The sequence below is a fragment of the Paenibacillus chungangensis genome (assembly GCF_042675905.1).
In the GTDB taxonomy this organism is placed as follows: domain Bacteria; phylum Bacillota; class Bacilli; order Paenibacillales; family Paenibacillaceae; genus Pristimantibacillus; species Pristimantibacillus chungangensis.
Genome location: NZ_JBHTJZ010000049.1, coordinates 1 through 1,502, shown reverse-complemented (window position 1 = coordinate 1,502; position 1,502 = coordinate 1). Strand labels below are relative to the sequence as shown.

The following is a 1,502-nucleotide window of genomic DNA, read 5'->3' as shown; positions in this document are numbered from 1 at the left end:
ATGGTTATGAGGGGTTAAAGGAATCCAAGGCTTGGAAAACGTACTCACCTGCGCTCAAGCAGACTGCGATTCGTGATGTTCTATCTGGAAAGTACTCCATCCGAGAAGCGACAAAGCAGCATCACATTTCAAGTAAAAGTGTTTTGGCGAACTGGATTTCCAAGTATACTTGTAGGAAAGAAATCAAACCTACTCGTAAAGGAAAAGTTCACATGAATAAAGGACGTAAAACCACTTTTGAAGAGCGTATTGAAATTGTGCAGTATACCCTTGCCAATCAGTTGGATTATCAGAAAGCGATGAAGAAGTACAATGTTTCCTACCAACAGGTGTACGCATGGGTTCGTAAATACCAATCAGGCAGCCAGGAGGCTCTTAGGGATCACCGTGGTCGCAATAAGCCTGTGGAAGAACTGGATGAGACGGAGCGTCTTAAACTTCGGATCAAGGAACTCGAAGCGCGCAATGAATACTTAGAAATGGAGAATGCCTTCGAAAAAAAGTTGGCAGAGATCCGGCGAAGACCTACACGCTAACCCTCGTTCGACATGTCGTCTTGTATCAAGCGATTCAAGAACTGCACATAGAAAAGGGCTATGCCATACTAGCGTTATGCAAGCTCGCTAACATCGCCAGATCTGCCTATTATAAATGGTTGAAATGGAAGCCGTCCAATCGAGAGCTTGAACGGCTTTCACTAGCAAAAGAAGTGAAGCTTCGCTATGACAAGCGAAAAGGGATTCTGGGGTATCGCCAAATGCGTATCCAATTGAACCGTAAACTGAAAAAGACTTACAACAAAAAGCGATACTACGGGATCATGAGAGCTCTGGGATTGAAAGCAGTGATTCGGAGGAAACGTCCAAGTTACGTAAGAGCCACGGAAACACATGTTGCCGAAAACGTTATGAACCGCGACTTTCAAGCTGCTGCTCCGAACCTGAAGTGGTGTACAGATGTCACTGAACTGAAGTATGGGAACGGCCGAAAGTCCTATTTGAGCGCCATTATTGATGTGCACGATAACTCCGTCGTTTCGTGGGTGCTCAGCCACTCCAATAACAACAAATTGGTCATGGACACGGTAAAGAAAGCATATAGGGGAAAGCGTGGGATCACGCCACTTCTGCATAGTGACAGAGGTTTCCAATATACCTCGCATGAATATAATCGCTTGAAGGTAAAGTACGGTTTCACAACAAGCATGTCTCGTGTGAGTCGCTGCCTGGATAACCAGCCGATCGAGCGATTTTGGGGCACATTCAAGGCAGAAAGCTTTTATTTGAAGAAATATAATACCTACGATGAAGTTCTAGAAGATGTAAGGAACTATATTCGATACTACAACAACTACCGATATACGGAGCGACTTAACGGCTTGTCTCCCCATGAGTATCGTCGAGCTGCGTAATGAAATAATCCCCCAGTTCTCTGTCTTGAACTGAGGGATAGGCCTAACCGTTTTTTTGTTTTTTTCACTGTCTACTTGACAGGGAGCACTT

At 44.7% G+C, this 1,502-nt stretch carries 2 protein-coding genes; both read left to right on the top strand.

All coding sequences use genetic code 11. The features are described from left to right. Positions 1-536 (top strand): helix-turn-helix domain-containing protein (locus ACFQ2I_RS19520; RefSeq protein WP_377567225.1); only part of this gene is annotated, 536 nt, incomplete at its 5' end. Between the two features lie 20 nt (positions 537-556). Next, a complete protein-coding gene (locus ACFQ2I_RS19515) occupies positions 557-1,411 on the top strand; it encodes an IS3 family transposase (protein WP_377567223.1) in 855 nt (284 codons plus the stop codon). Positions 1,412-1,502: the final 91 nt, after the last annotated feature.